This is a genomic window from Kushneria sp. Sum13, from assembly GCF_052692355.1.
In genome coordinates, this window is sequence record NZ_CP199847.1 from 2,849,350 (window position 1) to 2,873,611 (window position 24,262).

A 24,262-nucleotide genomic window follows, 5' to 3' on the forward strand; every position below is an offset into this window, starting at 1 on the left:
GCACGCTCAAAGCGTCATTTTGAGCTGTCTTTTGCTGTATCTGATCTTGTTCAGGATCATGGCTTTTTCCAGACAGGATGCCAAAAGGCCCCACCATATGGCGGGGCCTTGCTTTTAACGCTCGGGAGTAAAGCTCGGCGGATCACTGGCGGGAAAGCTTTCCTCCATTGCTTCATCCACTTTTCCGAGATCACTGTCGATGGCCGGGTCACTATTGAGGATCTCTGCCTCCTGGTCCACGGTCAGCCCGTTGCTGTCAGACAGCTTATCGACCGGCACCCAGACATGTTTGCCATGCTCGTCCGACAGCTTGATATGGTCGCCTTCTTCAGCCTCGACCCTGCCCAACAGGTGGCCCTGCGCGTCGTGAACCTCACGTCCCTTTTCAATCATCATGCCTGTGCCTCCTGCACCTTGAAACCTGAACGATCACTGCCGTCAGCGATTCTTTCAAGCCTGGCACCACTGGCGGTTACGGTAGGCGCGAAAGTGTTGATTTATATTTATAAATGCGTTTAAACCATACGATCACAACAGCCATATACCCTTCAGGCACACTTGTTTTCAGGGTGTTACACGTCAAATGCCTTCTTTTATGTCTCTGGTTAAATCACGGCCAATGGTGAACGCGTATGCTGCCGGCCATGACCCTTTGGCGTGCTTCAGGAGGAAACACATGGCTCATGAAAAGGACAACATGATCGAGGCGCTGATCGATTATCTGGAAAAGCATGAACAGATCATCACCACGGCAGAATCCTGTACTGCGGGGCTGGTCATTTCGGAACTGGCAAGCGTTCCCGGTTCAGGACAATTCATTGATAGCGGGCTGGTGGTCTACTCTCCCGAAGCCAAGCAACGCTATCTCGATATTGCTGAAGAGATCTTTGAAAAGCACTCCCTGACCAGCGAAGTACTGTCCTGCGAAATGGCAAGAGGCGCGCTCAACAACACGCGGGCCACCATTGCCGTGGCCAATACAGGGATTGCAGGCCCTGCGCCCTCCGATGATGGCACGCCCATCGGGACTGTCTGCTTTGCATGGGCCTTTCGGACCGACAAGGGTGACCACATCTTCTGTGAGACCCGACGCTTTGACGGCGGCCGCAATGACGTGCGTCTGGCAGCGGCGCGCCATGCGCTTTCACGCATCTGCCATTATCATGGGCAGTGTTTGAACAATGCTGCTGACGCCTGACGGAATTTTATCGGTCCTGATTTCCGGCTACGCTGTCGGTAGTCACTACATTCATTGCACGCAGGATGATGATCGCTCATGACCACCCAGCAGCAGATTATTGACGCGCTCGATATCGGGCAGCACTTCGATGCTCAACAGGAAGTGGAACGACGCATCGACTTTCTGACGGGGTCTTTGGAAAAGGCCGGTGCCGGGGCTCTGGTCCTTGGAATCAGCGGCGGTGTGGACTCCACCACGACCGGCCGTCTGTGCCAGCTTGCCGTGGAGCGCATCCGCGAGCGCGGCGGCAAGGCCACCTTTTATGCCATGCGCCTGCCCTACGGCGAGCAGCACGATGAAGACGATGCCCAGGCCGCCATCAACTACATTCGAGCCGATGAGCAGCTGGACGTGAACATCAAGCCTTCGGCAGATGGCATGCTAGAAGGCCTCGAACAGGGCGGCCTTGGGTTCAAGGACGAGCATCAGCGTGATTTTGTTCACGGCAACATCAAGGCGCGCGCCCGCATGATCGCGCAGTATGCCGTGGCCGGACGCCATAATGGCCTGGTGGTCGGCACAGATCACGGCGCCGAAGCGGTCATGGGCTTTTTTACCAAACACGGGGATGGCGCCTGCGATATCACACCGCTGGCCGGGCTCAACAAGCGCCGGGTACGCGCGATGCTCAGCGTACTCGATGGGCCTGAAGCGCTGGTCAACAAGGTCCCCACTGCAGATCTTGAAACCCTCTCTCCGGGTCGGACCGACGAAGATGCCCTGGGCGTCACCTATGACCAGATCGATGATTTTCTGGAAGGCAGGGAGATCGATGGGGAAGCCGCACAGCGTATCATCAGCACCTATGATCGCACCGCACACAAGCGCGAGCTGCCAGGCGCACCGTAAATCCTTTCCAGTCTGAAATCCGGATGCTGCCGGAGGTTTGAGCGCCCGCGACTTGACGCGAGGCGCTCAAGCATCTGAGATAGCCCCTCACGCAAGGAGGCACACATGCATCAAGAGGATTCCCCATCAGGTGATCGCACCCCGCGCGATCGCTATCCGCCGGCCAACAGCTGGGCCGACCAGCCACGCAGTGACGCCCCTGAAGAAGACAAGCATGCCCCGCCCAGGGACGTGCCGAGCTGGCGAGAGCGATGCTACCTTGTCTGGGATATCATCATCATGGTGCTGGTGTCGGCCAGCCTGTTGCTGATCCTTTTCGATACGCTCTATCTGACCAGCCCCTTTCGCGGCCTGCTTTCGACCATTTCGCCGTCTCTTGAGCAATGGGGCGGCTGGCTGCATGCCAACTTTGAAACCATCGATCTCTGGTTCGTCGCCATTTTCGTGTTCGACGTGCTGGTGGGCTGGGCCTTTGCCATCTGGGACAAGCGCTACCACCGCTGGTTTTTCTATCCGTTCGTTCACTGGTACGACGTGCTCGGCTGCATCCCGGTCGGCGGTTTGCGCCTGCTGCGTGTCCTGCGTGTCATCGGGCTGTTGATTCGACTACAGCGCACGCGTCTGATCGATATTCGCACCTGGGGGCTTTACCGCTTTTTCTACAAGTATTACGAGATCGTGCTGGAAGAAGTTTCCGACCGCGTCATCGTTCGGATGCTCACCGACATACAGGAAGGCTTTCTTTCCAAGGGCAACATTTCCCGCCGTGTGACCGATGAAGTACTGCTGCCCCGCAAGCAGCAGCTTATTGACGATGTTTCCCACCGCGTGCAGCGCGTACTGGGCGAAAGCTATGCCCAGCATCGCGAGGACATCAATACCTGGGTCAGCGGTCTGATTCATCGCGCCGTGACGGAAAATCCCACCATCCGCAGCCTGCAACGTCTACCGATGGGGGCACAGGTGGTCGAGGCCATGGATGAAGCGATGGCCGATGTCACCAGCCGGCTGATCAGGGAGGCGGTCATCGGCATTCGTTCACCGGACTTTCGCTCACTGATCGAGGAGCTGGCCAACCGCACCATCGATCGCAGCGTGCCTGCCAGCGCCAGTGACTATCAGGCGCTCGAACAGGTACTGGTCGAGGTGCTGGATGTGCTGAAAAGTGAAGTGAAGGTACAGCGCTGGAAGGAGCGCTATTACTAGCGCCAAAAAAGCGACGTGGCGCCAGCGTGTGTTGGAGGGCACGCTGGATGCCGCTCACAGGAAGTACTTCAGGCGTCGGGGCGGGTCGCCATTTTCTTCAGGGTATCGTCGCGGCGAATGAGGCCATGCCAGACCACGGCCAGCAGCACATGCCCGGCAATCAGCACCCCCAGCGTCCAGGCCATCCAGACATGCCATTGCGCCGTCAGCTCCGCCAGCCCTTCCATCTCGCGCCCCCCACTCATCAGCGGCGCTCCAAATACCAGCAACGGCTTGCCGGAGGCCCAGTTCATGGTCAATCCCAGCAGCGGGACAAGAATCATCAGCAGATACATGAGAAGCTGACCAAAGGCGACCAGCATTTCAACGCCCCGGTCATGAGGCGGGCGATTGGAAAGATTATAAAGTCCCCATGTCGAGCGCAGGACCACCAGCAGCATCAGCATAAACCCGATGCTTTTGTGCGTTCCGACCATGAAGGCAACCCAGGGCGCGCGGCCGACCAGGCTGGCCGCGATCATGCCGGCAAACTGCCACAGCAAAAGAGCGGCCATCAGCCAGTGAAAAAGACGGCTGATCCGCCCATAATATTCACGAGTATCTCGCCAGGCGATGGAAGACACAAAAGGCTCCTTGAAGCGTGGGCCACGCGACACGCGCGACAGTCCGGCCTACATTAGTGCAGCGGGCTTGTCTGGTGCTGAAAAATGCTGACGAAAGCATTCATCCTCCAGTGCCGTTAATGTGTGTATTACCATAACGCCTGCCCGCCCTTGTACCGGTAACATGATGCCCCACTTCTCATATTTTCGACCGCGCTTTTCTGGTGGAGCCCTGGCCTGCCTGATGCTGATGTGCGCCCTGTTGAGTGGCTGCGGTGCCCCGGCCATGGCGCCGGTCGAGCTGACGCTGCGTGAACAGGCACCGCTGGCCGGACTGGCCGCCGATAAGGACACTCCCGGGCACTGGCCGGATGAAAGGTGGTGGCATGATTTCAACGACCCTCAGCTCAACGCCCTGATCGAGCGTGCCATGCGCAAGGCCCCATCACTGGACAGCGCCCGGGCACGCTTTGAGACCGCCTCTCGCCAGTTGGAAGGCCGTCAGGCCGATACTCGCATACAGATTGAAGGGAGCGCCCGGGCCAACCAGAGCTACAGCCATAACGACCTTGAATATCCGGCCCTGGGGCTCCCGGGCTTCGAAAGCGGAAGTACCGGCAACAGCCAGCGCAGCAACGTGGGTCTGGCCAGCCTGTCATTTGGCTGGGATTTTGACTGGTGGGGCAAAAAACGTGCCGCCATCGAGGCGGCGCTTGATCAGCGCCACGCCGCTCGGCTTGAGCAGGCTGCCGCCGCCAGCGCCCTGCAGGCCGGCATCACTCGTGCCTACATGGACTGGCAGTTACGCCAGGCCCAGCTGTCGGCGCTGGATACCCTGCTGAGCAGCGCCCGCGACAGCGTTCGAATTACCGCCTTGCGCGTCGGGCGCGACATTGAAAACCCGGCACGACTGGATCAGGCGAACGAACAGCTCTCCACGCTTGAGCAGCAGCGCGCCGGACTCGATGGCGCCGCCCGTCTGGATCAGGTTCAACTGGCCGCGCTGATGGGCGTCTCTCCGGATCAGCTCGATGACCTGACCCCGCGACCACTCCCCCGGCTGGACACTACCCTGCCCAATGAGGCCGGACTTGAGCTGATTGCGCGGCGCCCGGACATCATGGCAAGCCGCTGGCAGGTCGAGGCCGGCATGCGCGGCATTGATCAGGCGCGTGCGGACTATTATCCCAACGTCAGCCTGTCGGCTCTGGCAGGTTTTCTGCGCGTTCACCCGCTGGGCACCGGACGCAATGAAGATGTCTCGGTGGCCTCGTTTGGGCCGGCCGTGATGCTGCCCATCTTTGAGGGTGGCCGGCTTGATGCCCGCTATAACGCCAGCCGCGCCCAGCTTGAAAGTGCCATTGCCGATTACAACCAGCGTGTGGTGGATGCCGCGCAGGAAGTGGCACGCCAGACCGTCACCCTGTCGCGCATCGATGCCCAGCGCGATGCTCAGGCGACGGCACTCGAAAGCTTTCAGCATCGCCTTGAGCTTGCTCGCGAGCGGGACACCCGCGGCGTTGAAGACCCACGCGCACTGATCGAGGCACAGCAGGGGCTGGTTCGTGAGCAGATGAACCGTCTGACGCTCGAAGGCGAGCTGCTGGATACCCGCATACAGCTGATTCACGCCCTGGGCGGGGGCTATCACGGACGCGTGCCCGAACGTGACGCACGCTATTTGACGACGGGAAGTGCCACTGATGAGCCATAACAACGACGCCACGACCGATCATGGCCCCTCCGATCAGATGCCTCACGAGGGTGATCGCGACAGTGATGGCCATGACAGCACTGAAAACGAGGCGCCGGTCTCGCGCAAAAAACGCAACATCATCCTGCTGGTGATCGCACTGGTGTTCATACTCGCCGGCATCGGCTGGTATCTGCTGGATGCGCTGGTGCTCAGTACCCGGGTGATTACCGATGACGCCTATGTGCAGGGTGACCAGGTCAATATTTCCGCGCAGATCAACGCCACGGTCACCGCCATCAGCGTCGAGGACACCGAGCCGGTCAAGCGCGGTCAGGTACTGATTACCCTGGATGACAGCGATACCCGCAACGCGCTTGATCAGGCCGCCGGACAGCTGGCACAGGCCGTGCGCCAGTATCGCCAGCAGCGCGCACAGGCCGTTCAGTTTGATGCCGCCACGGTCACGGCGCGCGCACAGTTTGAACGGGCCCGCGACGAATATCAGCGCCGCAAGCCGCTGCTGGCGCAGCGCGCCGCCTCAAAAGAAGAAGTCGACAGTGCCCGGCGCCAGTATGACGCTGCCCGGGCGCAGCTTGAGCAGGCCCAGGCACAGGCACGCGCGGCCCACGCCCTGATTGATGGCAACGACCTCTGGCATGCCCCGGGCGTCATGCAGGCACGCGCCGCCTATCGCAATGCATGGCTTGCCCAGAAAAGAACGCAGGTGATCTCACCGGTAGAGGGTCGCGTGGCCAGCCGACAGGTACAGCTGGGCCAGAGTGTGCAGGCCGGTCAGCCGCTTTTGACGGTCGTGCCACTGCATGACCTGTGGGTGGATGCCAATTTCAAGGAGACCCAGCTCGGACGGGTGCGCATCGGTCAGCCGGCGAGCGTCACTACCGACTTCTACGGCGATGATGTCGTCTATCATGGCCATGTGGCCGGACTCTCCGCCGGTACCGGGGCGGCGTTTTCCCTGCTGCCGGCCCAGAATGCCACCGGCAACTGGATCAAGGTGGTCCAGCGCGTGCCGGTGCGCATTGTCCTTGATGGCGATACGCTCGAATCTCATCCGCTGCGGGTCGGGCTTTCGACCTACGCCCGGATTGACCTGAACGATCATGCTGATGGCCCCATGCTGGCCGATGCGCCCGAAGTTCGTTCGCCACAACACACCGAAGTGTTTGACGCGCGCCAGCATCAGGCCGATGACGCTGCCATGGCCATTATTCGCAACAACGCCGGCGACCTGCTCACCGACGCTGATAAAAGCACCACCCCATGAGCGAGGCGGCCACCGCACCCGTCCAGCAGGAAGCAATGGCGCCCCTGCGCGGCATCAAGCTGGTACTGCTGACGCTGGCGATGGGCCTTGCCACCTTCATGGAGGTGCTCGACATCTCCATCGTCAACGTCTCGGTGCATACCATTGCTGGTGACATGGGCGTCAGTACCAGTGAAGGCACCTGGGCGATCAGTGCCTACGCGCTCTCTAGCGCCATTGCCCAGCCGCTGACCGGATGGCTGGCGCGCCGTTTTGGCGAGGTGCGCCTGTTTTGCACCTCCATCTCATTGTTCATCGTGTTCTCCGCGCTCTGCGGATTTGCCAATAGCATGATCATGCTGGTGGTCTTTCGTCTGCTGCAGGGTGCGGTCTCCGGCCCGCTGGTCCCCCTGACCCAGACGCTTTTGTTAAAGAACTATCCGGCCGAGAAGCGCAGCATGGCCATCGGGCTCTGGGCCATGACGGTCGTGGTGGCCCCCATCTGTGGCCCGATTCTCGGCGGCTGGCTGACCGACAACTACTCATGGCCGTGGATTTTCTACATCAACATCCCGGTCGGCATACTCTCTCTGGTGCTCAGCCTGTGGCTGTTGCGTGGGCGAGAATCGAAAACCACTCGCGTACCGGTCGATGTTATCGGGCTGGGCCTTTTGATCGTGGGCGTCGGGGCATTGCAGTTCATGCTCGACAACGGCAACGACCACGACTGGTTCGCTTCACCCATGATCCTGACCCTGGGGCTTGTGGCGCTGGTCGGCATTACCTTTCTGGTGGCCTGGGTGCTGATGCATCGCCGTCCGGTGGTCAACCTGCGCCTTTTTGGCCAGCGCAACTTCGCCATTGGCACGCTGTGCCTATCGCTGGGCATGTTTGCCTTTTTCGGCACCACCGTCATTACGCCCAACTGGGTGCAGCAGGTCATGGGTTACAACGCCACCTGGGCAGGCCTTGCTGTTGCACCCATCGGCATTCTTGCGCTGTTTGCCTCCCCACTGGTGGGCCGCTTCCAAAGCCATTTTGACCTGCGCTTTCTGGTGACCTTCGGTTTTGCCGTCTTTGCCTTCTGCTCGTTCTGGGCGGCAGGCTTTAATAGCCAGATCGCCTATGGTGAGCTGGCCATGCCGCGCTTTGTAATGGGCGCAGGCGTGGCGTTCTTTTTCGTGCCCATCAATCAGATCATCTTTGCTGGGCTTCGCGATGATCAGATTGCCGATGCTTCCGGCCTCTCCAACTTCTGTCGAACCCTGGCCACCAGTATCTCCACGGCCGTATCGGTCACGCTCTACGATCACCGCAGCATCTATCACCATGCCCGCCTGACCGAGTCAGTGGTGCCCGGCAGCCCGGCCACCGAGCACTATCTGGATCAATTGGGCGCGCTTGGGCTGCAGGATCAAGGCGCCTGGGCCATGATCAACGAAGTCGTCAACGCTCAGGCCGCCACCATGGCGTTCAACGATGTCACCTGGCTGTTCGGCGTCATCTTTGTGGTGGCCATTGGTCTGATCTGGCTGGCACGGCCTCCCTTCCCGGCCGGCGGTCCGATGCATTGAACCTGTGATCAATCTCCCCCGTCTTTATTAAGCATCATTTCAGCTCCTGTGCCAGACTCACTCTGTCCAATTCTACCTGGCGCTGACGCTGGCCGATATTTCCTTCGCCAGTCATAGTCAACACATTCACCGAGTCGCTGCCGCCCTTGCTGGCTGTCACGGTATCGTCAGCGCCATCTGTCATCTTTCAACCGTATTGGCACGGAGGCCATCATGGTGAAAAAGCACACCGCGCATCAGAGTAACGCCCAGGTTTACGGCAGTCAGGACGAAGGTACCTCGCCCGGTGGCGGCTGGCTCGCCCTCAAGGCCGTTGAGGAGCACATGTTTCGCCAGCAGGTGCCCTTTACCGGCAATCGCTTGATGCTGGCAATGAACAAGCACACCGGCTTCAAGTGCCCCAGCTGCGCCTGGCCCGACCCGGTCAAGCCGGCAATGGCCGAATTCTGCGAAAACGGCGCCAAGGCCGTTGCCTGGGAGACCACTCGCAAACGCGTGCGCCCGGAATTTTTCGAGCGCCATACCGTGACCGAGCTGTCGAGCTGGAGCGATCACGAGCTCGAAAGTCAGGGCCGGCTGACACATCCGATGCGCTACAACGCCGATACGGACAAGTATGAGGCGGTCGACTGGGAGGCCGCTTTCCGGGAAATCGGCGGGTCGCTCAAGTCACAGGAAGACCCCTGGCGGGTGCAGCTTTACACCTCGGGCCATGCCCCCAACGAATCGGCGTTCATGTTCCAGCTGTTCGGGCGCATGTACGGCATCAACAACTTTCCGGACTGCTCCAACATGTGCCACGAGACCACTACGGTCTCGCTGCCTGAAAGCCTTGGTGTCGGCAAGGCCACGACCACGCTGGACGATTTCGATCACACCGACGCCGTGTTCATCTTTGGTCAGAACACCGGCACCAACAGTCCGCGCATGATGGGCAATCTGCATGAGCTGGTCGGCCGTGGCGGCGCCGTGGTGACCTTCAATCCGCTGCGCGAAAAGGCACTGGTGCGCTTTGCCAACCCGCAAAGTCCGATGGACATGCTCAAGCCCTCGGGCACGACCATCAGCTCGCAGTACCATCAGGTGCGCATCGGAGGCGACATCGCTGCCATCCAGGGCATGTGCAAGGTCATCATTGAAGCCGATGACCGGGCGCAGGCCAGAGGTGAGAAACGCGTGCTTGATCACGAATTCATCGAGGCGCACACCCACGGTCTCGAAGCCTTCGCCGATCACTGTCGCGCCCTTGACTGGGAGCGCATCAAGCGCCATTCAGGGCTGACACGTGAAGCCATTGAGGAAGCCGCCGAGGTCTACATGACCGCCGAGCGCGTTATCTGCTGCTGGGGCATGGGCATCACCCAGCAAACGCATGGCGGTGACGGCGTACAGCAGATCGTCAACCTGCTGCTGCTGCGGGGCAACATCGGCCGCCGCGGCACAGGCGCCTGTCCGGTACGCGGACACTCCAACGTACAGGGCGACCGCACCGTCGGCATTTACCAGAAGCCGACCGAGGCGTTTTTGAGTCAGCTCGACAAGGTCTTTGATATCGAATCGCCGCGCAAACATGGCGATGACGTGGCTGCCTGCTGCGAATCGATCCTGGCCGGCGGCGTCGATACCTTCATCGGACTGGGTGGAAACTTCTTTCGCGCCATTCCCGATATCGACCGGGTCGCTGAAAAGACGCTCAACACCCTGAAGATGACCGTGCAGATCTCGACCAAGCTCAATCGCAGCCATCTGATTCACGGCAAAAAGGCCTTTATCCTGCCGTGCCTGGCCCGCACCGAAAAGGACATACAGGCCGGTGTCCTGCAGACCGTGACCCTTGAAGATGGCATGAGCAACGTCAACGGCTCAACCGGTCAGATCGATCCAGCCTCGCCCTATCTGAAATCCGAAGTGGCGATCATTGCCGGTATTGCCCGCGCCACCCTGCCTCCGCACACAAAGGTCGACTGGGAGTGGCTCAGCGAGGACTACACCCGCATTCGTGATCGGATCGAGGCCGTTTTTCCGGACATGTTCAAAAATTACAACGACCGCGTGGGCGAGCCGGGCGGCTTCCATTTGTATAACGCTGCCCGAGAGCGCGTGTGGGAAACCGACAGCGGTCGCGCCAACTTCCTGTTCCCGGGCGATACCCTCGATACGGGCATGACCTCACCTCAGGCGGATTATTTTCAGCTGATCACTACCCGCGGCCACGATCAGTTCAACACCACGGTGTATTCACTCGATGATCGCTATCGCGATGTCTATGGCACGCGCATGGTGGTCATGATGAATCCGGCAGATATCGAGCGACTCGGTCTTGAAGAAGGCAACCTGATCGAGTTTCGCGCCGTGGCCGAAGACGGTATCGAGCGCCACGTTTCGGGCTTTCGCGTCATGCCCTATGACGTGCCCCAGGGCTGTGCGGCAGCCTACTATCCCGAGACCAACGGTCTGATTCCGATTGCCAACCGCGACGAGCGAAGCCATACCATTGCAGCCAAATCGGTGCCGGTCACCATCCATTTGATGGATACCGAACAGGTGCAGCAGCAGACCGGCATGCTGGCCACCGCCTGATCGCATCATCAAAGCGTGCCCCTGGGGCCCTGTCACATTCGTGGCAGGGCCCTTTGTCATGGCATGATCAAAGGCTTAAGGATGGCGCTGAAAGCTTGTGTCACAATATCTCTACCCTTTCATGCACCAATGGATCACGGAGACGAGGCCATGATGACCGTCTACGGCGACTATCGCTCGGGCAACTGCTACAAGGTCAGGCTGACGCTGGCCCTGCTGGAGATCGGCCATCGCTGGTTCGATGTCGATTTTCTGACCGGCGAAACCCGCAGCGACGACTTTGCCGTTCGCAACCCTGCCCGTCGCATTCCCATGCTGGAACGCCACGACGGCCGCACGCTCGTGGAATCCAACGCCATTCTCTATTATCTGGCCCACAACAGCGCGCTGGTGCCTGACGATGAGTTTGATCGAGCACGCATGCTGCAGTGGATGTTTTTCGAGCAACACCGCCATGAGCCGTCGCTCTCCGTGGCCCGTCTGATTCACTGGTATCAGGGTGATCCGAGCGAGCGCCTTGAAGAGCTGCTGGCGCGCCAGGAAAACGCACGTCAGGCGCTGGACATCATGGAGCAGACCCTGAGCACGCAGCCCTTTCTGGCTGGAGAGTCCCTCACGCTTGCCGATATTGCTCTTTTTGCCCACACCCATATCGCTGACCAGGCCGGCCTTTTGCTGCTGGACTGGCCTCACGTGGTGGACTGGTGCGGGCGCATCGAAGAGATCCCCGGTTTTATCTCGATGCAGGATCTGCCTGATGACAACACGCCGGCATCCATCACGTAGCACCGGCAGGCACCGGACTTTCAGCGCCTGATCAGGATTTTCAGGGCCCTGGCACTCAAGCCGGGGCGATGGCTGACGATAACGACATAAAGGCCACTGGCAAATGTTGATGAATGCTGATTAATGATAATGGGATCACTGTCATGTATGGCCACGACGCAGGCGTTATTTCAACGATACCCAGGACATCATGAGCGACACTTCCAACGACAGTGCCGGGGTACTGTTTGCCCGTCAGCCCATCTATGACCAGCAGCTGAGGCTGGCCGGCTACGAGCTCCTGTTTCGTCCCTATGGCGGCGGCCCGATCGTGGCGGCCGATTTTGATGGCAATCGCGCCACCAGCCAGGTACTGATCAATGCCTTTACGGCGGCCGATATTGACGAGGTATGCGATCATCAGCCCGCCTATGTCAACTTCACAACCGACAGCCTGATCCGGGATATCCCCTTTGATTCCCGCGCACTGATCATCGAGATTCTGGAAGATGTCACCGACACCCCGGCAGTGATCGAGGCCCTGACGCGTCTGCGTGAGGAAGGCCATGTCATGGCGCTTGATGACTATAGTCTGGCCGATGCCAGCCATCCGCTGCTGCCCTTTGTCGACATCGTGAAGCTCGACTACCCCGTCTATACCCCCGAAACGCTGATAGCCGTTATTCAGGCCCTGAAGGCTCGTTATCCGGCCCTTCAGCTGCTGGCCGAAAAAATCGAGACGAAGGAAGACTATCGCATCGCCATGGAGGCCGGGTGCACCCTCTTCCAGGGGTATTTTCTGGCGCGTCCCGAGCCGGTGTATGGTCGGGTCATGCCGGTCAACCGACTGAACATCCTGAAGCTTCTGGCCGAGCTCAACGCGCCTGACATCTCCATGAACAACATGGCCGAGACGGTACAGCGCGAGCCGTTCCTGAGTGTGCGTCTGTTGCGGATGGCCAACTCCGCCTTTGCCCAGCAAAGCCGCCCGGTCACGTCACTGCACGGTGCTGTCATGGCGCTGGGGCTTTCCCGCATCCGCAGTCTGGCAAGCCTGCTGGTCCTGTCACGCTTTGATGACAAGCCATATGCCCTGCAAAAGCTGGCGATGATGCGCGCGCACTTCTGTCATCATCTGGCGCAGCAACTGCCCGGTCAGACCAGCGAGATGGGCTTTACCGTCGGGCTTTTTTCCTGTCTCGACAGCTTCATGGATCAGCCGCTGGAAGAGATCCTGGCGCAGATCCCCGTTCATCCTGATATCGAAGCGGCCCTGATGAATCGCACCGGCTCACTGGGGTTGATCCTTCAAACCGCCATCGACTATCAAAAGGCGCAATGGGAAGCCGTTGACTGGCCTCATCTGGCGCGGCTGGGGTTGTCTCCGGAGCGAGTCGCCGCGGCCTATCAGCAGGCATTAACGCTTGCCAATCGGCGCGAGTGACACCCACGCAGGACCAATCAAGGCAAACGCCTGCGCTCGGGACGATGAGCGTCCTGTCTCCGCTTTTGAAGCGCTGTGCACACGTGCCACATGATCCGGTAACCGCAGGTTCAAAACGATGGCGACCTGCCACGGACAAGCCTTCACACGTCTTGAACCGGCGACCGCCGCCAGTGACACACCAGATGATGATTACCGATCGGCGTGTCTAGCTGCCTCGATAGGTGCTGTACCCCCAGGGGGTGATCAGCAGTGGCACGTGATAACACTGAGCATTGGCAAGTGTCACGGTGACTGGAACCTGATCCAGAAACGGCGAGTCCACGCCACGGGCCAGAAAATAGTCGCGCACGTGAAAGTTCAGGGTGTACTGACCGCCCTCGCCGTCTTCCAGCAGCGGCGCATCGAGTCGGCCATCGTCATTGGTGACGCCGCGTGCGCAGGGGGTCGTGGCCCCATGGGCGTATAGGTCGATGTGAAGACCGGCTGCCGGCAGGCCGCCGTGTTGATCGAGGACATGCGTGCTCAGAGTGGTCATTGTCGTTACCAGGTCATGGAAAAAACATAACGGTCTGTTCCCTTGAGCCTGCCGGGATTTGGCCCCAAAGGGAAGCCTGATGCGCCCGTGGCGCTGGAACCCCTCAACGTCCGACCCTTTGCCCAGGACATCATTTTCCCCGCACCTGAAGGGGCTTTATGAACGCTCGCCCCGGGTCGTGGACGACACAGGTTAACCGCAGCTAAAGGACTGGATAACGCCCTGATCATTAACGTTGATGTTCAGCCGGTCCTCGCGATAATCCATCGTTTTAATAGTATCCGGTGCCAGCACGCGAAACTGCTGGGCCTGACTCTGGTCAACGATGTGCTGGCGCACGTTCTGATCCAGTGTGGCACCGGTCAGTGCCTTGAGACGATCGGCCCCACACGCCTTCAGGGCCTCACCGGAGGGCCGGGATACCGTCTCGGCATCACTGCCGTTCTGAGCGGCAGGCGCATCCTCGCTGCCACCACCGAACCAGGCGCAGCCGTTCAGTCCCAGAAAGGTTGTGGTGACAAGCGCGGCAAGCAGAGCGTGTTTCATGGTGATCTCCGATCAAGAGTGGCCGATGCCCGCCCGGGGTCTGTCAGTGGGGCCATGGCAGGCAGCGAAAGCGTTTTATCATCGGCAACATCCTGCATGAATGCCAGCCCCATGCGATAGAGCACAGCCTCCTGACGCTCGCCGCCCAGCAGGGAAAGATTGACGGGCACACCGGCGCGGGTCATGCCCATCGGCATCGTCAGTTCAGGGAAGCCGGTGGCAGAGGCGATATACCCCAGCGCAAACGGCTCACGGGTCGTACATTCATAATCACTGTGTTTGCCGTCTGTCAGCGGTGGTGCCGGGCAGGCTTCGGTGGGAAAGACCAGGGCATCAAGGTGATTGTCGGCCATGAACTGCGCCAGGCGTTCGCGAAGCTCGGGAAGGCGCCGCGAGACCACCTCCAGATACGCCGGGGAACCTTCCAGCCGCTCATTCAGGCGATACTGCATGCCGCGAATCCGGCGCGGCGTGACCGGCGGATGCTTGCCGGCATGTTGATTAAGCGCCTCGCATCGCCTCATGATTTCCTTGAGCGTGTGAGGCTGGCCCTGGTCGAACTGACGCAGATAGCGCTCCAGCTGGGGCTGGAACTCCGCCTGATGCACAGGGCCTACCGCCGTGGGCCAGAGATCGAGATAGTGCCTTTCAAGCGTGGCGCGCACAGGTGTTGCTCCCAGCGCCTTGAGGCGCTTGAGCGCGTGGGCAAAGTGCGCCTCGATCTCGGCATTGCCCGCTTCGCGATGCTCGATCACGCCGACGCGCATCCCCTGAAGGGGCGTGGACTTCTCGGGCACAGGGACAGGATCAAGGCCCTTGAGCGGCGCGCGATCATTGAACCAGGTGGCATCATCGTGCTCATCACGGCCCGCCATGGCCGCCAGCACCCAGGCATTGCCCTGCACGGTGCGGGTCATGGGCGCCGGGGTATCAAAGGACATCGCCAGCGGAATAATGCCATCACGGCTGACCCGGCCCAGCGTTGGGCGCATGGCCACAAGTCCTGCCGCATGTGCCGGGCCGCGCACGGAGCCTTCCGTGTCGGTGCCAATGGAAAAGGGGGCAAAACCGGCCGCCACGGCAGCGGCCGAACCGCTGCTGGACCCCAGCACACTGCGATCAAGCCGCCAGGGGTTCCGGGTAATGCCGCCCCGGGAGCTGTAGCCCGGCTCGCCATAACTGGCAGCAAATTCGGTCATGTTGGTCTTGCCCAGCAAAATGGCCCCGGCGCGTTCCAGACGCTGGACCATGTGGGCACTGTCTTTCGGGTAGGCGTGCGAGAGCACCATGGACCCGCCCGAGGTGGGCAGCCCCTTCACATCAACATTGTCCTTGACCACAAAGGGGATGCCATAAAGCGGGCCATGGCCACCCTCGTAACGGTGGCGATCAAGCATGCGCGCCCGAGCGATGGCGCCAGGTGCCAGATCCAGCATGGCATTGATGGTGGGCCCCTGATCATCCAGCGCGCCGATACGGGCCAGATAAAACCGGGTCAACTGCTCGGAGGTAACCTCGCCACGATCCAGCATGCCACGCAGTTCAGGCAGGGTTTTCTGTTCAAGATGCAGGGATCGATCACTGATCGCGGGATCAACGCCGTCGCCCGCGCTGGCCGATGACGCCATCAAAAGCCCCATCAACATGCCGGATACCGTACACCACCAGAGACGTCGGCCGAACCCGAGCCGAAACATCGCTTGCTCCCCACGTGCCGAACACGTCTTGTTCAGGAAGCCCGCATCGTGCCTGCCTGGTGCCGACAGAAGCAAGGCGCCATCGCGGGGCGATGCCGTCTGGACCGCAGGCTGCGCACATCGGCAAAGGCTCAGGGCTCGCCCGCGGCGCCCCCATCAATTAGCGAAAGCCAGAGCCCGGGGCCGGCTCCACGACGTGCGGTGACCTCGATCAATCCGCGGTTTTCCAGCGAGGAAGCGCTACGCCGCACCAGGGCATGCGCCACCTCAAGCTCCCGGGACAGTCGACCGCTGTCCAGCGGCACTCGCCCGACATCTCCGGCGCTTTCCAGACGCGCCAGCAGCAGCGCCTCCAGACCATCAAGGCCCGGGTAGCGCTGCAACCAGCGCGTCAGGCGCCCGACCTGCTCGCAGGTGAGGGACTCGATATTCATCAGACCAGCCGCTGACTCTTCTCCAGCCGGATGGCCACCGACTTGGAGTTGGGGGTATTGCTCTTGATGCCGACGCTGTCGAGCGGGATCAGCGGATTGGTTTCGGGATAGTAGGCCGCAGCACAGCCATCGGGGGTGTCATATTTCACCACGCGAAAGCCATCGGCACGGCGCTCGATACCATCCTCGGACTCCCCGATCAGATTGACCCAGTCGCCGTCGGCCACGCCCAGGCGGTCCATATCAAACGGACTGATGAAAATCACCTGACGCGTGCCTTCCACACCACGGTAGCGATCGTTGTAGCCATAGATCGTGGTGTTGTACTGATCGTGACTGCGCAGGGTCTGCAGGGTGATCCAGCCTTCCCGCCGGGCCAGCTTCTGATGCAGTACCGCCTCCGGCAGGGGTTCACTACAGAAATTGGCAAACCCTGTATCGGTGGGGAATTCACGACGCGCGCCGGGATTGCCCAGCCAGAAGCCGCGCTCCTGACGCACGCGGGCGTTGAAGTCTTCAAAGCCCGGCAGCACGGCCGCCACGTGGTCACGGATGCGGTCGTAGTCACCGGCCAGCGCGTCCCAGTCCACCACGTCACTGCCCAGCAGCCTTTTGGCAATGCCGGTGAGGATGGCAATTTCGGAGCGCAGCTCTTTTGATGCCGGCTTGTGAATCCCGGCCGAGCCGTGAACCATGCTCATCGAGTCTTCCACGGTAATCAGCTGCGATTTGCCGTCGGCTCGGCGGTCCACTTCCACACGGCCGATGACCGGCAGAATCAGCGCGTCGCGGCCGGTCACCAGATGGCTGCGGTTGAGCTTGGTGCTCATGTGGACTGTCAGGTCGCAGCGCTCAAGCGCTGCCTCACAGACATGGGAGTCGGACGTGGCCCGGGCAAAGTTGCCCCCCAGTCCAATAAAGACCCGACACTGCCCGTCACGCATGGCGCGAATGGCAGATACCGTGTCATGGCCGTGCCGGCGCGGCATCGGCACGTTGTAAAACCCTTCAAGCGAATCCAGAAACGCATCATCGGGCTTTTCATAGATGCCCATGGTGCGATCACCCTGCACGTTGGAGTGTCCGCGAACCGGGCAGGTGCCGGCCCCGGGCTTGCCGATGTTGCCCTTGAGCAGCAGGAAATTGATGATCTCGCGCACCGTGGCGACCGAATGCTCGTGCTGGGTAATTCCCATCGCCCAGGCACAGATGGTGGCGTTCGACCGAATGTAAACCTCGGCGGCCTCGGTAATCTCTTCGCGACTCAGGCCTGACTGCGCCTCGATGGCCGCCCAGGGCGTGGCCTCGACCACGGCGCGCCAGGCCTCCAGCCCGTCGGTATGCTGCGCGATGAAGTCATGATCGAGGACGTTGCCATCACGGTCATCGCGTTCGAACACGATTTTTGCCATGCCGCGAATGGCGGCCATGTCGCCGCCCAGCGCCGGACACAGATAAAGCGAGCTGACCCGACCACTACCGCCGGTCGCCATTTCCAGCTTGCGCTGCGGGTCGGCAAAGCGCTCCAGACCGCGCTCCTTGAGCGTATTAAAGGCCACGATCTGACAGCCGTTATCAGCTGCCTCACGCAGGGTGCCCAGCATGCGCGGATGATTGGTGCCCGGGTTCTGGCCAAAGGTAAAAATCGCCTCGGCACGCTCGAAATCTTCCAGCAACACACTGCCCTTGCCCGTGCCCAGCGCCTCGGAAAGCCCCGTACCGCTAGCCTCGTGACACATGTTGGAGCAGTCCGGCAGGTTGTTGGTGCCATAAAGGCGCGCCAGCAGCTGAAAGACCCAGGCCGACTCGTTGCACGCCTTGCCCGAAGTGTAAAAAAGCGCCTGATCGGGGTGGTCCAGCGCCTTGAGGCGATCGGCCACCAGCTGGCAGGCATCCTCCCAGCTGATCGACTCGTAGTGGTCGGTCTCCGGGTTGTAGCGCATCGGGGAGGTCAACCGCCCCTGATCCTCCAGGCGATAGTCGTCCCACGTCTTCATCTCGGTCACCGACCAGCGCTTGAAAAAGCGCGGCGTGACCCGCTTGGCGGTGGTTTCCCAGGTGACGGCCTTGACGCCGTTTTCACAGAACTCGAACGACGAGGCGTGCTCGGGGTCGCCCCAGGCACAGCCCGGACAGTCAAAGCCATCGGGCTGGTTGAGCTTTAACAGCGCACGCACGTTGGAAAGCGGCGCACGACTGTGGCGAAGATGCCGACCGACGGAGATCAGCGCCCCCCAGCCGGCGGCCGGGTGGGTGTATTCGAAGATGCGTTCCTTGGGGAGGCTCACGGACAACTCTTTATGGCAGACGGTGATGACAGACGGGTCACGGAAAAGGGACAGCTTGCAGGCCCGGGCGGGCTGAGGATCAGCCGCTGCTGAGCAGGGTCAGGCGACGGCCTCGATGGCAGCAGATCAGATTCAGCGCACACAGGCGGGCGATATCGACGGCCAGCGGTGAAGGATGGGAGAGCGTAGCAAGCGTTGGGATGCCGGCACGCACCGCCTTTTGCACCAGCTCCAGACTGCAGCGACTCGAGAGCAGCACCATGGCCATCGGCCGGCCCTCGATCAGCGAGGCGCCAATCAGCTTGTCGAGCGCGTTGTGTCGACCGATATCGACACCGCTGCCCAGCCACTGACCTTCGCGATCAAAACCCAGCGCCATGTGAAGCCCTGGCTTGCCCTCATCGGACAGCTGCGCGAGCGCCTTTTCAAGCTGCGCCGGCGGTGGCGGCGTGCTGGCAGGCAGACGCTGTAGTCCCTCCATCATCTGCGCCTCTTCGGCACTGCCGCACCGGCCGCAGCTCGAGGAGGCCGAGGTGATGCGCCGACGCTCGCCGGCCAGTCGTTCGATGTGAGTCGCCACGCTCATGCGCACCCGCACGCCGTGGCGCAGTCGATCGATGGTGATATCGCCGACCTGCGAGGCCCGCGTAATCATCCCTTCACTGAAGGCAAACCCTACCGCCCAGTGTTCAAGCGCTTCGGGCGTGGCCAGCACGGAGGCGTAGGCGGTCTCGTTGAATGACAGCGTGACCGGCAGCTCCGAAGGCCCCTGAAGCTGCTCGCTGGGGGTCTGGGTAGCGTTCTCGTAATCAGAAAGCGACATGGCAGTACGGCTCCTCTGACGGGCGAGCGTTGCAAGGGATACGGCGGGCCCGGGCGGGGCATCGACACACGAATGTCTCGATGACAGTGACGAAAGTATAACGCCGCGCGCGCGATGCGCTCCAATGGAGCAGCGACATGAATCGATCGAGGTCGTCTATCAATGGTTTAAAACGGCCCGTGTCTCAAAACGATTGATGTTTCAAAACGATCAATGCCTCAAAATGGTCAACGTTTCGAAAACGATCATCGGCTGAAGGCCTGTCTGTCACGCCGTCAGAGGGTAAAGCGCCGCTGCCCTCAGAAGTCGTCCGGAGACTCGCGCAGCCACTCCAGCAGCGCTCGCAGGCGTCGTGAGGGTGGCGCACCCGCGCGCCAAAGCAGCCCCACCGGTGGATCTTCTTCGGTCGCCGGCAGCAGCCGGTGGATCAGTCCTGAATGGCGTTGGGCATCGGGACCGTGCTGCTCGACCACCCCGACGCCGGCCCCCTGCGCCACCAGCCGCTCAAGCGCCGCCATGGATTCCGCTTCCAGCACGGGCGAAAGCGTTATCCCCTCCCGGCGGACGTGAATGTCGACCCGATGGCGATGCTGCATGTCCGGGGTCAAAAGACACAGCGGGAAGGCGCCCAGGTCCGCCCACGCCGGTTGTTCCGGCAGAGTGAAACAGTCCTTGCGCGCCAGCAGCGCGTAGCGCTCGGTATAGAGCCTTCGTGCCACAAAGGGTTCGGCGGCGGGCACATCCAGATAGCCCACCGCCACATCGATATCCCCCTCCATGAGCGATTGCATCAGGGGCAGCGTGGCCCGCTCCATCAGGCGCAGTGACAGGGCCGGATACTTCCGCCGCAGCGGCACGATCCAGCGGCTGACGGCATCGAGCGCCGACGGGATCAGCCCCAGCCGCAGCAGGCCGCTGGGCGGGCTTTTGGGATCAAGCTCGGCATTGAGCTCGTCAAGCGAGGCGAGGATGCGGCGGGCGTGGCTAAGCACATGCTCCCCTTCCGGGGTCAGCCCCTCGAAGCGGTGGCCACGAATGATCAGCGCGCACCCAAGCTCCTCTTCCAGCTGCTTGAGCCGTGCCGAGAGCGTGGGCTGGGTAACGTTGCAGGCGGTGGCGGCACGCCCGAAATGGCGTTCGCGGGCCAGAGCAACCAGAAAGCCGAGCTGTCGATGATCCATCCCGGGCTAGCGCTTCGCGCGACGCGCATCGATCCAGTCACGCGCCTGCACCAGACTTTCCAGCACCACGGTGGCCCGGGAAAAATCCTGATCCTTCGAATAGGCATTGGGAATGGCGATGACATCAATGCCGGCGGCGCGCGCGGACTCGACGCCGTGGCACGTATCCTCGATGGCCACTGCTGCGCCCGCATCAATGCCCAGCCGTTCCAGCCCGGTCAGATAGCTCTCGGGATGGGGCTTGGAGTGGGTCACATCGGTACGCGTGACGATATGATCAAACAGCGGGGACAGCGTGTAATGCTCAAGCGTTGGCATGATTTCCACCCGACCGCTGCCGGTGATCAGCGCCATCGACAGGCCCGCTTCACGACACCATTCAAGCATCTCGGTGGCATGGCCCATCAGCGCCAGCGGCTTGCGGGTAAAGGTATCGACCGTACGGCTGACCTTGCGCTCCACCAGCGCGTCACGCTCGATATCAAGCCCGCGGGTGCGAATCAGCCGTTCGGCTTCCTGGGGTACCGGGACCCCCGAGCTCTCACGCCGATACTCGATTTCATCAATATGGGCCTCAAATTCGGCAAGAATCTCGTTCCAGATGCCATGGTGGGCGCTTTCGGAATCGACCAGCGTACCGTCGAAATCAAACAGTACCGCGCGATAGGACGTGGATGACGGCATGCCGTGCTCCCTGTAGTGGTATTGGTGCATGGTCCAGCAACATGAGCGCCCGGGCAACTGCAGGGTTTCGGGTTCGTTGCTAGAATCCTTCTCATTCACGCATCAGTGCCTGAGCTGGAAGGTTCGGCAACCCCGGAGGACCATCGTCATGTTTGATGCGCTGTTCAAGGAGCGACTGGCCCGCTTTGGCACCGCCCTGACCTGTCGACGTCCGGGCATGCAAGACGTCATGCCGGTGCGCCGGCTGCTGGAGAAGGACGTACTGGAAGAAGTTCTGACGCGCTTTAGCGAGCATCACGGGCCCAGCGAGCGCCGTGCCGTGGCCACGCAGTGGTCAAAGCACTATCTGAGCCAGCTGATCATTCCCATCACGGTGGTGGAACTGTGCCGGGACATTCACCTGCCCACAAGCCTCGATGACATGGGGGTCGTGCTGGCAGAAGACGGCACGCCCGAGCAATTTGTGCTGCCCCATGAGGGCACCATCAGTCTGGACAACGGCTGTGCGCGCTTTTGTCCACTGATCGCCCGCCATCTCACGCCGCTGATCGACACGCTGGCCCGCCAGGTGCATTTTTCACCTCGCGTGCTGTGGAGCAACGCCGCGGTCTATTTCGAATTTGCCGTCAATGAACTGGCGCGCCAGGGGCTGGCGAGTGACTTCGAGATTAACGGGGCGCGCGCCATGATGGCGCAGCGCCAGCTGCCGGACCGCCAGCGCAACCCTTTCTACCGCCCGGTAGACTATATCGATGTGATCGACGACAGCGGCACCGTCGAGCCGTGGCGCTGTCGGCGTATGTGCTGCCTGCGCTATCTTGATGACACGCTCGGGCTGTGCGGCAACTGCCCGCGACTGAAAGCCACCCGAGCGGAAAAAGACCCGACTCAGGCCTGAGCGCTGTCCTGCTCGGCGCCGTCATCGGCATGCTCACGGTGAGCCGTGCCGGCATCGCGACGCAGGCGCAGTTCGTCTTCATACATCTGTTCCATGACGTGCAGCAGGCCGCCCAGTATCCACCAGACGCCGAAGATGGCCAGCAGGAAGGCCACAGCGGCCACGACAGGATTCTGAAACAGCGCATAAAGCGCAGCGGCCGCCAGACAGAAGGCGTAGCCGCCTACCGCGCGACGCAGGGATTTATCAAGGCGCTGCCAGAACGTGTTCTGGCTATAGCCCATGCCCCGACGCCAGAGAATATCGGTCATCACGTGGAAGGTGATGGCAGCCGACACCAGCAAAAGCGCAAAGCTCACGATCTGGAAGATGCCGAAGGCCGGGCTGGTAATCACGGCAAAAAGCCACAGGATAGGCAGTGACACTACTGCCCACATCACGATCGCTCGCTTGCGCAACGCTTGATTGTTCATCGTCCTCATGTCCTGTCTGGTCGGTGGTGCAAGGTCCGGCACGGGCTGCCCGGTCGTCATGTCCTGCGTGTGACACCGGCGCCGGTGAGTTGGTTCATCGCCATTCGTTCTGGCCTGAACGCGCGCCGCTGACGGGCGAACAGCGCCACAGTGTGCCCTGGATACCTGAACGACACCTTGCCGTTATGATGATTCGCGCCCCTGTGGCGTCCATGTCACCGGCCCCGGATCGTCTTCCAGATCGAAAGGTGCCTCACCGCTCAGGTGATTGAGAATCACCGCCGAGCGCCAGGCCATCAGCGACAGCTGCGGCTCGGCAATCCCGTAGCGGGTGCGTCCGGCGTTCACGGCGTAGATGCGACTGTCGCCGCCGCCCTGCCAGTCGAGCATGAAGTGTTGTCCCATGCTCGGCTCGCCGTGCGCATCGCGCTGGAGCCGATCCAGCAGCGGCGCCATGCACTCGGGCAGACTGGATTCAAAACCGGTGGCAAAAATCACCACGTCAGCATCAAAGAGTTCCAGCACGCCGGTCGTGCCATGTCGGGCCTGGAGCATGAAGACCCCATCATCACACGTCATGTCGATCGCCTCGCGATGGGGCAAAAGGTGCGCCCAGCGCGGCTCGTTCATGACATCGAAACGGTGATAGAGCGTCTGATAGATCTCGGTCAAGGCCGCCGGTGTGATGCCATCGCTGGCATATTTCTGAGCGTTGACCTCACGCCGTCGAACCTCATCATCCAGCTCGGCGAACTGCGAGGTGTAGCCGGGCGTGAAGTATTCATTGGTGAAGGCGGTTTCATCGAGCGGCTGAAAGTTGCGCCGACGCGAGAGCCAGTGCAGCGACCGCAGCGGCCCCCAGTGGCCACGCAGGGCGTTGATGAAGATATCCGCGCCACTCTGCCCGCCGCCAACGATCACCACACGCTGATTGGTGAAATCACGTGCCCGCCAGGCAATCGATTCCGCGTGCAGGCAGCGCTCACCCTGATGCACGCGCGCGAACGCCGGCAGCCAGGGCGCCTTGCCATTGCCCAGACACAGGTGCCGTGCCCGGAAGGCGCGGGTATCGGTTTTGAGCTGGAAATGCTCACCGTCATGGTTGATCTCGCGCACGCGGTGATCCAGCCAGACGTTGTCGAGCCCCTCGGCAGCCCAGCGCAGGTAATCGGAGAACTCCGCGCGCGAGACCGTGGACAGCTCAGCATTCAAAAAGCGATAAAAGCGGCGATGCTGGACCAGATAGTTGAGAAACGACCAGCGGCTGGTCGGGTCGACCGCCGTGACCAGATCCTTGAGAAAGCCGGTCTGCAGATGTGTATCCGGCAGCATCATGCCTTCATGCCAGGCGTAGCGCTTTTGACGATCAAAAAAACGCGTCGAAAGCGTTGGCAGACCATCGGCCAGCGCAGCAATGCTTAAATTGAACGGGCCGGCGCCGATGCCAGCCAGATCCAGAAGCTCGGAGGTATCAGCCATG

22 protein-coding genes are annotated in these 24,262 nt (G+C 61.2%); 10 read left to right on the plus strand and 12 right to left on the minus strand.

The features are described 5' to 3' along the window. Positions 1–114: 114 nt before the first annotated feature. Positions 115–396, minus strand: coding sequence for a hypothetical protein (locus ACUN8C_RS13235; protein ID WP_445619629.1), 282 nt, complete (start codon positions 394–396; stop codon positions 115–117). Positions 397–676: 280 nt separating this feature from the next. Between ACUN8C_RS13235 and ACUN8C_RS13240 the strand changes: the two genes are divergently transcribed. The 3 genes from ACUN8C_RS13240 to ACUN8C_RS13250 all read left to right on the plus strand — a co-directional run bounded on the left by ACUN8C_RS13240 (position 677) and on the right by ACUN8C_RS13250 (position 3,295). Further along, positions 677–1,198 carry a CinA family protein gene (locus ACUN8C_RS13240; protein WP_445619630.1) on the plus strand — a complete coding sequence of 174 codons (522 nt, stop codon included), beginning with the start codon at positions 677–679 and terminating at the stop codon, positions 1,196–1,198. A 78-nt stretch (positions 1,199–1,276) separates the two neighbouring features. Further along, on the plus strand, positions 1,277–2,089 hold the full coding sequence (nadE, locus tag ACUN8C_RS13245) for an ammonia-dependent NAD(+) synthetase (protein WP_445619631.1): 813 nt from the start codon (positions 1,277–1,279) through the stop codon (positions 2,087–2,089). 105 nt (positions 2,090–2,194) lie between these two features. After that, positions 2,195–3,295: an ion transporter gene (locus ACUN8C_RS13250; protein ID WP_445619632.1), complete on the plus strand. Its 1,101-nt coding sequence runs from the start codon at positions 2,195–2,197 to the stop codon at positions 3,293–3,295. Positions 3,296–3,363: 68 nt separating this feature from the next. On the opposite strand, the gene ACUN8C_RS13255 is transcribed toward ACUN8C_RS13250, so the two are convergent. After that, positions 3,364–3,918 (minus strand): cytochrome b, encoded by a 555-nt coding sequence (locus ACUN8C_RS13255; protein ID WP_445619633.1) that lies wholly within the window; start codon positions 3,916–3,918, stop codon positions 3,364–3,366. 223 nt (positions 3,919–4,141) lie between these two features. Here ACUN8C_RS13255 and ACUN8C_RS13260 point away from each other — a divergent pair, with 223 nt between their 5' ends. From ACUN8C_RS13260 to ACUN8C_RS13285, 6 genes are all read left to right on the plus strand, one after another. Then, positions 4,142–5,611 (plus strand): efflux transporter outer membrane subunit, encoded by a 1,470-nt coding sequence (locus ACUN8C_RS13260; protein ID WP_445619634.1) that lies wholly within the window; start codon positions 4,142–4,144, stop codon positions 5,609–5,611. Continuing rightward, positions 5,601–6,878: an HlyD family efflux transporter periplasmic adaptor subunit gene (locus ACUN8C_RS13265; RefSeq protein WP_445619635.1), complete on the plus strand. Its 1,278-nt coding sequence runs from the start codon at positions 5,601–5,603 to the stop codon at positions 6,876–6,878. The genes ACUN8C_RS13260 and ACUN8C_RS13265 overlap by 11 nt, the downstream gene beginning before the upstream one ends. Beyond that, the gene (locus ACUN8C_RS13270) at positions 6,875–8,431 is read left to right on the plus strand and encodes a DHA2 family efflux MFS transporter permease subunit (protein WP_445619636.1); all 1,557 of its coding nucleotides are present in this window, start codon (positions 6,875–6,877) and stop codon (positions 8,429–8,431) included. The genes ACUN8C_RS13265 and ACUN8C_RS13270 overlap by 4 nt, the downstream gene beginning before the upstream one ends. A 213-nt stretch (positions 8,432–8,644) precedes the next feature. Continuing rightward, positions 8,645–11,011 (plus strand): FdhF/YdeP family oxidoreductase, encoded by a 2,367-nt coding sequence (locus tag ACUN8C_RS13275; protein WP_445619637.1) that lies wholly within the window; start codon positions 8,645–8,647, stop codon positions 11,009–11,011. Positions 11,012–11,161: 150 nt separating this feature from the next. Further along, entirely contained in the window at positions 11,162–11,797 is a 636-nt protein-coding gene (locus ACUN8C_RS13280; RefSeq protein ID WP_445619638.1) for a glutathione S-transferase family protein, read from the plus strand. 190 nt (positions 11,798–11,987) lie between these two features. Next, positions 11,988–13,220 carry an EAL and HDOD domain-containing protein gene (locus tag ACUN8C_RS13285; protein ID WP_445619639.1) on the plus strand — a complete coding sequence of 411 codons (1,233 nt, stop codon included), beginning with the start codon at positions 11,988–11,990 and terminating at the stop codon, positions 13,218–13,220. A 208-nt stretch (positions 13,221–13,428) separates the two neighbouring features. Here ACUN8C_RS13285 and uraH read toward each other — a convergent pair whose 3' ends face one another. The 8 genes from uraH to ACUN8C_RS13325 form a co-directional block, all read right to left on the minus strand. Then, complete coding sequence (gene uraH, locus ACUN8C_RS13290) at positions 13,429–13,758, minus strand: hydroxyisourate hydrolase (RefSeq protein WP_445619640.1); 330 nt, start codon at positions 13,756–13,758, stop codon at positions 13,429–13,431. 192 nt (positions 13,759–13,950) lie between these two features. Continuing rightward, positions 13,951–14,304 (minus strand): I78 family peptidase inhibitor, encoded by a 354-nt coding sequence (locus ACUN8C_RS13295; protein ID WP_445619641.1) that lies wholly within the window; start codon positions 14,302–14,304, stop codon positions 13,951–13,953. After that, on the minus strand, positions 14,301–16,001 hold the full coding sequence (locus ACUN8C_RS13300; RefSeq protein ID WP_445619642.1) for an amidase: 1,701 nt from the start codon (positions 15,999–16,001) through the stop codon (positions 14,301–14,303). The genes ACUN8C_RS13295 and ACUN8C_RS13300 overlap by 4 nt, the downstream gene beginning before the upstream one ends. A 131-nt stretch (positions 16,002–16,132) precedes the next feature. Continuing rightward, complete coding sequence (locus ACUN8C_RS13305) at positions 16,133–16,435, minus strand: hypothetical protein (RefSeq protein ID WP_445619643.1); 303 nt, start codon at positions 16,433–16,435, stop codon at positions 16,133–16,135. After that, the gene (locus ACUN8C_RS13310) at positions 16,435–18,723 is read right to left on the minus strand and encodes an FdhF/YdeP family oxidoreductase (protein ID WP_445619644.1); all 2,289 of its coding nucleotides are present in this window, start codon (positions 18,721–18,723) and stop codon (positions 16,435–16,437) included. Before ACUN8C_RS13310 ends, ACUN8C_RS13305 begins: the two co-directional genes overlap by 1 nt. Positions 18,724–18,802: 79 nt before the next feature. Then, on the minus strand, positions 18,803–19,546 hold the full coding sequence (locus ACUN8C_RS13315) for a formate dehydrogenase accessory sulfurtransferase FdhD (protein ID WP_445619645.1): 744 nt from the start codon (positions 19,544–19,546) through the stop codon (positions 18,803–18,805). A gap of 299 nt (positions 19,547–19,845) precedes the next feature. Then, on the minus strand, positions 19,846–20,727 hold the full coding sequence (locus ACUN8C_RS13320; protein ID WP_445619646.1) for a LysR family transcriptional regulator: 882 nt from the start codon (positions 20,725–20,727) through the stop codon (positions 19,846–19,848). A gap of 6 nt (positions 20,728–20,733) precedes the next feature. Next, on the minus strand, positions 20,734–21,411 hold the full coding sequence (locus ACUN8C_RS13325) for an HAD family hydrolase (protein ID WP_445619647.1): 678 nt from the start codon (positions 21,409–21,411) through the stop codon (positions 20,734–20,736). Between the two features lie 148 nt (positions 21,412–21,559). Here ACUN8C_RS13325 and fhuF point away from each other — a divergent pair, with 148 nt between their 5' ends. Then, positions 21,560–22,309, plus strand: a complete 750-nt coding sequence (fhuF, locus tag ACUN8C_RS13330) for a siderophore-iron reductase FhuF (RefSeq protein WP_445619648.1) — start codon at positions 21,560–21,562, stop codon at positions 22,307–22,309. Here fhuF and ACUN8C_RS13335 read toward each other — a convergent pair. Together ACUN8C_RS13335 and ACUN8C_RS13340 are read right to left on the minus strand one after the other, a co-directional pair. After that, the gene (locus ACUN8C_RS13335) at positions 22,300–22,782 is read right to left on the minus strand and encodes a hypothetical protein (RefSeq protein WP_108841881.1); all 483 of its coding nucleotides are present in this window, start codon (positions 22,780–22,782) and stop codon (positions 22,300–22,302) included. The two genes, fhuF and ACUN8C_RS13335, sit on opposite strands and share 10 nt — an antisense overlap. 183 nt (positions 22,783–22,965) lie before the next feature. After that, a complete protein-coding gene (locus ACUN8C_RS13340; protein WP_445619649.1) occupies positions 22,966–24,261 on the minus strand; it encodes a lysine N(6)-hydroxylase/L-ornithine N(5)-oxygenase family protein in 1,296 nt (431 codons plus the stop codon). Position 24,262 lies beyond the last annotated feature (1 nt).

Coding starts and splice junctions, on each gene's coding strand:
- ACUN8C_RS13235 (WP_445619629.1), bottom strand. CDS start 396: ATGATGATTGAAAAGGGACGTGAGGTTCACGACGCGCAGGGCCACCTG.
- ACUN8C_RS13240 (WP_445619630.1), top strand. CDS start 677: ATGGCTCATGAAAAGGACAACATGATCGAGGCGCTGATCGATTATCTG.
- nadE (WP_445619631.1), top strand. CDS start 1,277: ATGACCACCCAGCAGCAGATTATTGACGCGCTCGATATCGGGCAGCAC.
- ACUN8C_RS13250 (WP_445619632.1), top strand. CDS start 2,195: ATGCATCAAGAGGATTCCCCATCAGGTGATCGCACCCCGCGCGATCGC.
- ACUN8C_RS13260 (WP_445619634.1), top strand. CDS start 4,142: ATGCTGATGTGCGCCCTGTTGAGTGGCTGCGGTGCCCCGGCCATGGCG.
- ACUN8C_RS13265 (WP_445619635.1), top strand. CDS start 5,601: ATGAGCCATAACAACGACGCCACGACCGATCATGGCCCCTCCGATCAG.
- ACUN8C_RS13270 (WP_445619636.1), top strand. CDS start 6,875: ATGAGCGAGGCGGCCACCGCACCCGTCCAGCAGGAAGCAATGGCGCCC.
- ACUN8C_RS13275 (WP_445619637.1), top strand. CDS start 8,645: ATGGTGAAAAAGCACACCGCGCATCAGAGTAACGCCCAGGTTTACGGC.
- ACUN8C_RS13280 (WP_445619638.1), top strand. CDS start 11,162: ATGATGACCGTCTACGGCGACTATCGCTCGGGCAACTGCTACAAGGTC.
- ACUN8C_RS13285 (WP_445619639.1), top strand. CDS start 11,988: ATGAGCGACACTTCCAACGACAGTGCCGGGGTACTGTTTGCCCGTCAG.
- uraH (WP_445619640.1), bottom strand. CDS start 13,758: ATGACCACTCTGAGCACGCATGTCCTCGATCAACACGGCGGCCTGCCG.
- ACUN8C_RS13295 (WP_445619641.1), bottom strand. CDS start 14,304: ATGAAACACGCTCTGCTTGCCGCGCTTGTCACCACAACCTTTCTGGGA.
- ACUN8C_RS13300 (WP_445619642.1), bottom strand. CDS start 16,001: ATGTTTCGGCTCGGGTTCGGCCGACGTCTCTGGTGGTGTACGGTATCC.
- ACUN8C_RS13305 (WP_445619643.1), bottom strand. CDS start 16,435: ATGAATATCGAGTCCCTCACCTGCGAGCAGGTCGGGCGCCTGACGCGC.
- ACUN8C_RS13315 (WP_445619645.1), bottom strand. CDS start 19,546: ATGTCGCTTTCTGATTACGAGAACGCTACCCAGACCCCCAGCGAGCAG.
- ACUN8C_RS13320 (WP_445619646.1), bottom strand. CDS start 20,727: ATGGATCATCGACAGCTCGGCTTTCTGGTTGCTCTGGCCCGCGAACGC.
- ACUN8C_RS13325 (WP_445619647.1), bottom strand. CDS start 21,411: ATGCCGTCATCCACGTCCTATCGCGCGGTACTGTTTGATTTCGACGGT.
- fhuF (WP_445619648.1), top strand. CDS start 21,560: ATGTTTGATGCGCTGTTCAAGGAGCGACTGGCCCGCTTTGGCACCGCC.
- ACUN8C_RS13335 (WP_108841881.1), bottom strand. CDS start 22,782: ATGAACAATCAAGCGTTGCGCAAGCGAGCGATCGTGATGTGGGCAGTA.
- ACUN8C_RS13340 (WP_445619649.1), bottom strand. CDS start 24,261: ATGGCTGATACCTCCGAGCTTCTGGATCTGGCTGGCATCGGCGCCGGC.